The sequence below is a fragment of the Citrobacter sp. wls829 genome (genome assembly GCF_005280825.1).
Taxonomy (GTDB): domain Bacteria; phylum Pseudomonadota; class Gammaproteobacteria; order Enterobacterales; family Enterobacteriaceae; genus Citrobacter; species Citrobacter gillenii.
This window is the reverse complement of sequence record NZ_SZWP01000023.1, coordinates 1-8,857: the sequence shown is the minus strand read 5'-3', so window position 1 is coordinate 8,857 and position 8,857 is coordinate 1. Positions and strand designations below refer to the sequence as shown.

At 51.2% G+C, this 8,857-nt stretch carries 16 protein-coding genes; 12 read left to right on the top strand and 4 right to left on the bottom strand.

Going from position 1 to position 8,857, the window contains the following annotated elements:
- From FDW88_RS01960 to FDW88_RS01950, 3 genes are all read right to left on the bottom strand, one after another.
- A partial coding sequence (locus tag FDW88_RS01960) for a helix-turn-helix domain-containing protein (protein WP_170974148.1) occupies nt 1-326 on the bottom strand: 326 nt, incomplete at its 3' end.
- A gap of 15 nt (nt 327-341) precedes the next feature.
- A complete protein-coding gene (locus FDW88_RS01955; RefSeq protein WP_052930708.1) occupies nt 342-542 on the bottom strand; it encodes a hypothetical protein in 201 nt (66 codons plus the stop codon).
- Nucleotides 543-689: 147 nt separating this feature from the next.
- Complete coding sequence (locus tag FDW88_RS01950) at nt 690-923, bottom strand: hypothetical protein (protein ID WP_003037808.1); 234 nt, start codon at nt 921-923, stop codon at nt 690-692.
- 155 nt (nt 924-1,078) lie between these two features.
- Here FDW88_RS01950 and FDW88_RS01945 point away from each other — a divergent pair, with 155 nt between their 5' ends.
- The 12 genes from FDW88_RS01945 (at nt 1,079) to FDW88_RS01895 (ending at nt 7,400) form a co-directional block, all read left to right on the top strand.
- Nucleotides 1,079-1,675, top strand: a complete 597-nt coding sequence (locus tag FDW88_RS01945; protein ID WP_137361914.1) for a helix-turn-helix transcriptional regulator — start codon at nt 1,079-1,081, stop codon at nt 1,673-1,675.
- A 225-nt stretch (nt 1,676-1,900) separates the two neighbouring features.
- Nucleotides 1,901-2,050 carry a hypothetical protein gene (locus FDW88_RS22405; protein WP_170974147.1) on the top strand — a complete coding sequence of 50 codons (150 nt, stop codon included), beginning with the start codon at nt 1,901-1,903 and terminating at the stop codon, nt 2,048-2,050.
- Nucleotides 2,047-3,024 carry a hypothetical protein gene (locus FDW88_RS01940; protein ID WP_137361913.1) on the top strand — a complete coding sequence of 326 codons (978 nt, stop codon included), beginning with the start codon at nt 2,047-2,049 and terminating at the stop codon, nt 3,022-3,024. Before FDW88_RS22405 ends, FDW88_RS01940 begins: the two co-directional genes overlap by 4 nt.
- Before the next feature lie 7 nt (nt 3,025-3,031).
- Nucleotides 3,032-3,334, top strand: a complete 303-nt coding sequence (locus tag FDW88_RS01935) for a hypothetical protein (RefSeq protein ID WP_136397552.1) — start codon at nt 3,032-3,034, stop codon at nt 3,332-3,334.
- Nucleotides 3,331-4,152 carry a PD-(D/E)XK nuclease-like domain-containing protein gene (locus tag FDW88_RS01930; RefSeq protein WP_137361912.1) on the top strand — a complete coding sequence of 274 codons (822 nt, stop codon included), beginning with the start codon at nt 3,331-3,333 and terminating at the stop codon, nt 4,150-4,152. The genes FDW88_RS01935 and FDW88_RS01930 overlap by 4 nt, the downstream gene beginning before the upstream one ends.
- Entirely contained in the window at nt 4,149-5,030 is an 882-nt protein-coding gene (locus FDW88_RS01925) for a RecT family recombinase (protein WP_137361911.1), read from the top strand. Before FDW88_RS01930 ends, FDW88_RS01925 begins: the two co-directional genes overlap by 4 nt.
- A 46-nt stretch (nt 5,031-5,076) precedes the next feature.
- On the top strand, nt 5,077-5,325 hold the full coding sequence (locus FDW88_RS01920; protein ID WP_000816432.1) for an AlpA family transcriptional regulator: 249 nt from the start codon (nt 5,077-5,079) through the stop codon (nt 5,323-5,325).
- Nucleotides 5,326-5,434: 109 nt separating this feature from the next.
- On the top strand, nt 5,435-5,734 hold the full coding sequence (locus FDW88_RS01915; protein ID WP_000041116.1) for a PerC family transcriptional regulator: 300 nt from the start codon (nt 5,435-5,437) through the stop codon (nt 5,732-5,734).
- Complete coding sequence (locus tag FDW88_RS01910; protein WP_076934915.1) at nt 5,727-5,885, top strand: DUF1317 family protein; 159 nt, start codon at nt 5,727-5,729, stop codon at nt 5,883-5,885. The genes FDW88_RS01915 and FDW88_RS01910 overlap by 8 nt, the downstream gene beginning before the upstream one ends.
- Entirely contained in the window at nt 5,882-6,508 is a 627-nt protein-coding gene (locus tag FDW88_RS01905) for a hypothetical protein (protein ID WP_137361910.1), read from the top strand. Before FDW88_RS01910 ends, FDW88_RS01905 begins: the two co-directional genes overlap by 4 nt.
- Nucleotides 6,505-7,152 (top strand): MT-A70 family methyltransferase, encoded by a 648-nt coding sequence (locus FDW88_RS01900; protein ID WP_137361909.1) that lies wholly within the window; start codon nt 6,505-6,507, stop codon nt 7,150-7,152. The genes FDW88_RS01905 and FDW88_RS01900 overlap by 4 nt, the downstream gene beginning before the upstream one ends.
- Nucleotides 7,149-7,400, top strand: coding sequence for a hypothetical protein (locus FDW88_RS01895; protein WP_137361908.1), 252 nt, complete (start codon nt 7,149-7,151; stop codon nt 7,398-7,400). Before FDW88_RS01900 ends, FDW88_RS01895 begins: the two co-directional genes overlap by 4 nt.
- Here the strand turns inward: FDW88_RS01895 and FDW88_RS01890 are convergent.
- Entirely contained in the window at nt 7,397-8,650 is a 1,254-nt protein-coding gene (locus FDW88_RS01890; RefSeq protein WP_137361907.1) for a tyrosine-type recombinase/integrase, read from the bottom strand. The genes FDW88_RS01895 and FDW88_RS01890 overlap by 4 nt on opposite strands.
- Between the last annotated feature and the right edge of the window lie 207 nt (nt 8,651-8,857).

Below are 8,857 nucleotides of genomic sequence, written 5' to 3'. Positions count from 1 at the left end.
TTGGGATCATTCAACTTCCCGTTTTTGGGTATATTCCCAATATTGGTAACATTACCGTTTTTGGGTATGTTTAAAGAGAAAACCCGGACCCTTCTTGTTGCCCCTTTTCTTTCTCCTGTATCTGAAATTAGTCCCATTCCGATGAGCGAAATAAGCCCCGACTGAACTGTTTTTTTATTCAGGCTTGTGTCGGTAACCAGGCGTTCGATGCTTGGGTAGCACAGGTTGTATTCATCGGCTCGATCAGCCATCGAGAGCAGGATGAGTTTCAGTGATGAGCTGCCCGGATTTGTTTTCCATGCCCACTCTGTTGCGTGTCTGCTCATGGTAAATACCTGTCGTCAGCTTGAGTGTTGCAGGCTGGCTTCGGCCATGAGCTGCTTTATTTCTGCCTGGCGGCGCAGGCTCGTGTTGATGGCGCATGTAACGCAGTGCCCGTTGTAAACGTAGCGCTCACTGTCATGACCATGCTTACACTGTTTTCCGGTGTAATAACGCTTAAGACCTGCCTTTGCAGCGTCAAGGCGAGTAATAATCTCCATTGCACAACCTCATTAACGTTTACTATTACGATGATTTTGATGCAGGAAGAAAAAAAGATCAACCGTATATGGTTTTTTATTACCAGAAAGGTGTTTTATGCAGGAAGGAGCCGCCAGGAGATGGCGGCATTGATGTGTTCAGGGGAATTATCGGTCGTAGAAGAAGAGCACTAATTCAGGTTTAGACTTTGTCCATTCGCGGGAACGACATGCTTTAAACAGTCCGTCCATCAGTCGCTTACCTGGCATCTTGCGGCGCCCGGTCAGATGCGTCTGGATGTAATGACTGGTGGTTCCGGCCTCATCTGCAAATGCTTCACGCTCATCAGGAGACAGTCCCAGCCAGTGCTTTTTGAAATCAAATTTTTTTTCGTCACTCATATTTTGCTTATCTCAGCCTGTCTATTCATATCTGAATTATTACCTTTCTGGTGAAAAAATCAATGATTATTACCGTTATGGTAACTTTACCTTTATGGTAATATTCATTTAAATTTAGTCAGTTAGGTAACATTAAATGGACAAATACAATAGCTATGAAAAGTATTTATGACATAAGACGCAAAAACCTTAACGAAATCATTCGCCGGGATTTCGATGATACTCAGTTGCGCTTTGCCGAACGGGTGAAGCGTTCGCAGAACCTGGTCAACCGGTGGTGCACTGGTATCAAAAACATCGGGCCGAATGCCGCGCGTATCATTGAAGAAGCAGCACGCAAAGAAAAGTTCTGGCTTGATGTTGATCACGACCTGGCATTTATTCCAGCAGATAACTTTGTTCCGTCCACCGAAGATGGCGAATGGACTGTAGAGAAGCAGGCCGCAGCCACGCTCAACGCCTGGATGAGAAAGAACCCGGAAATGACATCAGAAAAGAAAGTTGCTGTAGCGGCTGGTATTGGCCCGGCCACCGTTAACCGGATTATGAAAGCGGAAGTAAGCACAACCATCGGCGTTCTTTCCTCCCTGGCGCGCGCGTTCGGGCATGAAGCATACGAGATGATTATTCCCGTCGGCGCTCCTGGTGTTATCGACTACGACCACCGGTTGTATGCAGCTCTGCCGCAGGAAGAGAAAAATAAGATCACCTCATTCATCAACTTCGTGTTTGAGCAGAACAAAAGCAAGTAATCCCCCGCCATTCTGACGCTTTACCTGCCCGATGGCGGTAAGCTCGCGCCTAGCACAATTACCAAAATGGTAATTTTTTTCTCGTCATACCTATTGACACAATCACTTTTTGATCTGATTATTACCCAAAAGGTAATACAAGAGCACATCGCTCAGGCAGAAACCACCACTTCGTGGCTTTCCTGCATCTTTATGTATTACCAAATTGGTAATAGTGAGGTTCATATGCAGTGGAAAGTCATCAACGGTTGGTACTGCGTTACAGCTTGCGGGCTGATGAGCTGGAAATTCCGCACGCTGGGTGAAGCAATGATCTGGGTATTCGTCAGCAAGCTGGCGGTAAAAACGGAAATAGATATGGGGGTGAGCAAGTGAGCGAATCAAAAGAACTGGTGCTGGTACAACTTCCGGCACCTGCAGATCTGGAAGCGGCATTCATCAGTGATGAGTACATCTCAAACCTGATTGCTGATATTCGCCAGAAAGCGTTATCGGTAGTTGGTGACGTCAACACGGTTAAGGGGCGCGGCGTTTATATCAGCATGGCATCTACCGTGCGTCGCACTAAAACAGCCATCGACGACGCTGGAAAAAATCTGGTTGCTGAAATGAAAAAGCGCCCTGCTCTTGTCGATGCAAGCCGCAAAAAAGTACGCGATGCGCTGGATGAACTGGCGGTAGAAATACGCCGACCGGCTACCGAATGGGAAGCTGAACAGGAGCGCATCAAAGCTGAAGAAGCTGCTCGAGTTAAAGCTGAAAACGACCGTAAGCAGTTCGAATCAGATCACGAAATTGCCCTGCTTATGAATGACGCATTCGACCGCGAAGCGAAGGAGAAAGCAGAAGAAGCAGAACGCCAGCGCATTGCTCATGAAGAAGAGTTAAAGCGCCAGGCAGCAGAACAGGCCAAGCGCGAAGCCGAAGAGAAAATCGAGCGTGAACGCGCCGAATCTGCCCGTCGCGAGGCTGAATTAAAGTTCAAGGCTGAGCAGGCAGAGCGTGAACGTATTGCCGCAGAGCAAAAAGCTGAAGCAGAGAAGAAGGAAGCCACAGATCGTGCCGAGCGCGAAAAACAGGAAGCTATCGCAGCTGAGCAACGCAAGGCGCAGGAAGAAGCCGAGCGCATCAAACGTGAAGCCGAAGCGAAAGAAGCGGCCCGTCTGGCGGAAGAGAAGCGCATCGCTGATGAAGCGGCATCACGCGCTGATGATGTAGAGCACCGTCGGGCCATTAATGCTGCTGCGGTCCAAGCTCTCATTGACCAGGGCATTCCTGAAGACTGGGCAAAGGCATGTGTTGTCGCCATCGCTCGCGGGAAAGTCCCAGCAACAACCATCAACTACTGAGGTGGCTATGCACATTCAGCAATTCAATAACCTGAAAAAAATAGCAGTTCAGTTAAGCAATGACTACCAGCTGTCATCTGAACTGTACGATCGCCACGTTGAGCTGATCGAAGCAGTTGCTGGTTGCGAAATGGAAGAGTCATTCAAACGCGCCATTCTCCGTGCTGGTGTTCGTTACGAGGTAATGGAAGCGGCATTTGAAAGCGATGATTTCGAAGAGCTTATGTCGTCATTCAAACGTGAATTAACTGGTGTCATCGCACGTCTTGACCTTGCTGACCAGATCGACAGCAAAAGGAATGCGGCATGAATACCGGCATCTACTACGACATCAGCAACGAGGACTACCACGCCGGTGACGGCGTGAGTAAGTCACAACTGGATATGGTGGCCAAGAACCCTGCCCTTCTGAAATGGGTGAAGGCTGCTCCGGAAGATGAAGAGAAAAAGTCCGCGCTGGACATGGGCACCGCCCTGCACTGCCTGCTTCTGGAGCCGGAGGAATTCGATAAGCGCTTCATCGTGGCACCACAGTTCAACCGCCGCACCAATCAGGGTAAAGCCGATGAAGAAGCGTTCATGAAAGACGTTGCTGGCATGGGCATGACTGTCATGGATGCCGAACAGGGCCGGAAGCTGAAACTGATGCGCGACAGCGCAATGGCCCACCCGGCGGCGCGCTGGATGCTGGAAGCACCTGGCCACTGTGAAGCATCGATGTACTGGAACGACGATGAGACTGGCGAGTTGTGCCGCATCCGCCCGGATAAATGGCTGAATGAGCACAACGTGATCGTCGATGTGAAAAAGGTTGCAGACATGGATCGCTTTGCACGTCACATCGAGGAATTCCGCTATCACGTCCAAGACGCCATGTACCGCGAAGGCGCACTGAAAGTAACCGGGCAGCCGCACGGATTTTTCTTCCTGGCTGTGAGCGAAACCATCGACTGCGGTCGATACCCGGTCCGCGTGTTCGAACTGGATGCGCCGGACGTTGACGCAGGACACCAGTTATTCCGCCGGGATCTGAACACCTATCACGAATGCCGCATCAGCGATGAATGGGGCGGAGTGGAAATTATTAAACGCCCTGAATGGGCACGCAAACAGGATATGTACGTATGAGAAACGATATCGCAATCACATCACAGCCCGGCGCTACCGTAGGGACCGCTGCGGCAATCTTCAGTCCTGAAGGTATGAATCAGCTTGTTCGATTCGCTGAACTAATGGCCGGCAGTAAAGCCACAGTTCCTGCTCATCTTGCAGGTAAACCGTCCGACTGCCTGGCAGTAACCATGCAGGCAGCACAATGGGGAATGAACCCGTTCGCTGTTGCGCAGAAGACGCACGTTGTAAACGGCACTCTTGGCTATGAAGCACAACTGGTTAACGCCGTCGTGTCCTCTTCAAACCTGCTTTCAACCCGCCTGAATTACCGCTGGGACGGCGACTGGTCAAAGGTGGATGGCAAGAGCGACAAATCTCCATCACTGACCGTAACAGTGTCGGCAGTCCTGAAAGGCGAAGCAGAGCCGCGTGAGCTTACCATCAGCATGGCTCAGGCCGGTGTCCGTAACTCTCCACTGTGGGAACAGGATCCACGTCAGCAGCTTGCTTATCTGTGCGTTAAGCGCTGGGCGCGCCTGCATGCCCCTGATGTTCTTCTTGGTGTCTATACACCCGACGAACTGCAGGAGACAACACCGCGTGTTGAGCGCGACATCACGCCACCTGCGGCAACTGCTCAGGGCATGAACAGCCTGATCAACTCAAAGCCTGAGCAGAAGCAGGAAGATCGTCAGCAGCATAAAGACGATCGCGGTCCTGAAGAGATTCTGCACGCATTTTCCGGCGCGGCGATGAACTACAACACTCAGGCCGACCTGGACAAAGCGTACAAATACGTTGCTCAGAAACTGGCAGGTGATGATGACCTGCTGGCAAAAGCAACTGACGTTTACACCATCCGCTGCGACGAACTTAACGAAGTACCGATGTAACCACCACTGCGGCGCCACGCGCGTCGCAAATGCAAGAGAGGTAATTATGAAAAGAGCATTTGGCAAAAAGGAACTGATGGCAGTGGTGCCGGTATCTATGAGCACCATTGACCGCATGGAGCGCAATGGCGAGTTCCCGCAGCGTTTCTGGATCACTGATAAGCGTTGTGCATGGAACGCTGAAGAGGTTGAAAACTGGCTTGATGAGCGTCAGGCAACTAGCCCGGCAGAGTTCACCGGAAAAAAGCCGCCGGTTGATCAGCGCGTTTACCGCCCAGTAAGTAACGCCGCATGACAGCGCTGATCAGGCACTGGGAAAAATGGTCAGGATGGTACTTATTCCTGACCGCCGTTTCCGCCTGGCTGTATCTGCTGGCGGTTATTTTCAGAGAAGGCTGGATCCGATGAGCAAATTAACTCGTCTTGAAAAGTATCACCTGAACTATGTGTCTCAGCGTCAGGCGTCAAAGGTTGTCGCCGTAACTCCGGCAGCGATGGAAGTAGAAAAGCGCGCTGTTGAACGTGAATCGAAAGGCCAGTTCCGCATTGCAGCCAGGCTCTGGTTGCTGTGCATGGATGCAGCTGTCGGTGAAGTTGAACGCGCCAGAATAGCGATACGCCGTGATCAGTGCATATCGAAAGGTAACGGCCTGCGCCGTGGCGAATACGCAGGGATCGGATGTCGCGGGGTGGTGTATGACTAACCCTCACGACAACATCAGCGTCGGCAGCATCACGCTGGTTTATTCATCTCTTCGTTGCGGATGGATTGTGCCAGGCAGAAAGGTTATCAAAAACCCATTAAAGGCTCAGCGCATTGCTGAGCTGATGAACAATAAGAAGGTGGCAGCATGAAAGAGCGCGGAATGATTTTTAACAGTGAGATGGTTCGCGCCATTCTCGACGGTCGCAAGACGCAGACGCGCCGCATTGTCAAACCGCAACCTGAACTGACCAAAAGCTCTGGTTTTTCGTGGAAGGGCGCTGTGTTTGGTTCTGGCAGCGATGACCATGAAACCAATCGCAATTTTGCTCATGTTAAATGCCCACATGGTAAGCCTGGCGATCGCATCTGGGTACGTGAGGCATTTCGCGTTATGGGTTGTGCCACTGATGTTGCACGCTTGATGTACAAAGCCAGCGAGCGAAATAGTTTTACTGAATCCACTCGTACTGTATCGGTTGGGGAATGTACTAAGCAACCTTCTCAAAATTGGACGCCGAGCATCCACATGCCGCGTTGGGCATCCCGCATTCTGCTGGAGATTACGGATGTGCGGGTTGAGCGGCTGCAGGCCATTACCCTAGGAGATATCTGCAAAGAGATCGGCTGTGGTCTTTACGACTTCCGCCCCGCCACTTATGGTTTCCAGGTATGGGAAGAACTGTGGGAATCCATTTACGGTGAAGGGTCCTGGACTGCTGACCCGTGGGTGTGGGTGATCGAGTTTAAGCGTATCGAAGGCGGTGCAGAATGACCGGAAAATACACTCTTATCTATGCGGATCCTCCTTGGATATATCGCGATAAAGCAGCCGACGGCGAGCGCGGTGCTGGGTTTAAATACCCGGTGATGAACGTGCTGGATATCTGCCGCCTGCCGGTTTGGGATCTTGCCGCCGATGATTGTTTGCTGGCTATGTGGTGGGTTCCGACTCAGCCGGCTGAGGCATTGAAGGTAGTCGAGGCTTGGGGATTCCGACTGATGACTATGAAGGGATTCACCTGGCACAAGACGAATAAGCACAAGGGTAACAGCGCTATCGGCATGGGGCATATGACCAGAGCAAACAGCGAAGACTGCCTGTTTGCAGTGCGTGGAAAGTTGCCGGAAAGGATGGATGCCTCTATCTGCCAGCATGTCACCGCGCCGAGGCTGGAGAACTCCCGCAAGCCGGATATCGTGCGCGAAAAACTGGTGCAGTTGCTGGGCGATGTGCCGCGCATTGAGCTATTCGCCCGCCAGTCGTCGCATGGCTTCGATGTTTGGGGAAATCAGTGCGATGGTCCGGCGGTACAACTGCAACCTGGTTACGCACTCGATATCGCAGGAATGGCTAAGGCATTCAAAAACGCCCCGCTATCGACATCAGACAACCAGGGACGGGAGCGTGCAGCATGACCATGTTCAACGAGGCGGAGTTAATCCGCCAACTGGAAGAGCAGCGCGCTGTTATTGTGCAGCGTGATGGCATGATCCAGCAACTTCAGAGTGAAGTCGCTATTCTCGCTAAGGCACTGAAAATCGCGCAACAAAACATCTTACCGTGCGAAAATAAGCATCTATGGATTTGCCCATATTGCGGCGACATCCACGATAGCAGGATAGGATGTAAAGAAGCGGGGAGCGTAATATTTATCAATCATTAACCTTTTTCACTCATCCATCGCTCAAACTTCGACGGGGAGAACGGCACCAGATCGGTGTGCTCCCCGTTAATCCAGGCATCAATCATATCTGCCCACTGCTGCAACATGTAGGCACGTTGCCGGGCATACTCCGCTTTGTTGTATACCGCTCGCACTCCCTTCTGTTCATGCGCCAGCGCCTTTTCAATCCAGTCAGATGGATAACCAGCCTCATGCAACAGTGTGCTGGCAGTGCGGCGCAGGTCGTGCACAGAGAAGTCATCCAGATGCCCGCCAGCCTCATTCACCGATTCGACAGTGACATTGATCAGCCTGTTCAGTGCGGCGTTGGATAATGGTTTACTCACTGAGTAGCGCCCTGGCAAAAGGTATTCACTTCCACCAGCGCACATCTGCAGGCCAACCATGAGATCCTGCGCCTGCTTTGGCAGATAGATAACGTGCGCCCGGCTTCCCTTCATACGGTCTGACGGTATGGTCCATGTCCATTTTTTGAAATCAACCTCTGACCATGTGGCATGAGTGAATTCACTTTTACGAACCAGGGTGAGCAGCACCAGCTTTAATGCCAGCTTCATCGTGGCCATAGTTCCGACGTGATCCAGAGCGCGGAAGAATACGCCGATCTCTTCAGGTTGAAGCGTACGGTCGCGCGGCTTAAACATGGCTATCGATGAAGGTTTTATATCCGCAGCCGGATTAAACAGACCGTGGCCACGGTCATTCGCATAACGGTAAACACTGCTGATTATTTCCCTGGCTTGCACCGCCGTCGCACGCCCGCCACGTTCCACAATGCGATCGCACAGGTCACGAACCATGCCGGTGGTTATCTCCGCCATCATCTTGTTACCCAGAACCGGCATGATATCTCGTTCGATAACGGCCTGTTTCATTGCCCGGGTACTGTCAGCCAGAATGACGTGCTTCATATAGCTGTCGGTATGTACCGCGAATGTCTCAGCACCGCGTATCTTTTTGATACCGTCACGTTTAGCCGCAGCAGGCGACTGTCCTGCCTTCAACAGTTTCTTTGCAGCAATTAGTTCTTCACGCGCTTCCGCCAGACTGATACCGTCACGACCATACTGACCGATGACCAGCGTTTCCCGGCGTCCGTTGATTCTGTAGTCATACCGGAACGAGACAGAGCCGGAAGTAAGCACGGCTACATACAAGCCGTCACGATCCGAAACCTTATACAGTTTGTCCTGCGGCTTGAGGTTTTTTAATTTGGTATCAGTAAGCACAATTCACCCGTAATGCATCCATTTTTTTGTCGTTATGAGAGTATACCTTTCAGGTAATACCGTCACCTGTACCGTCGCAAAATGTGGTGTAGAGTGAATAGATATGAGTAGTTATAAACAAAAACCCTCTGCGATTACAGAGGGTTAGAGGAGATATTGAATAGATATGATGCGCTATGAACTAGCTATACATCATTCCCACTCAAT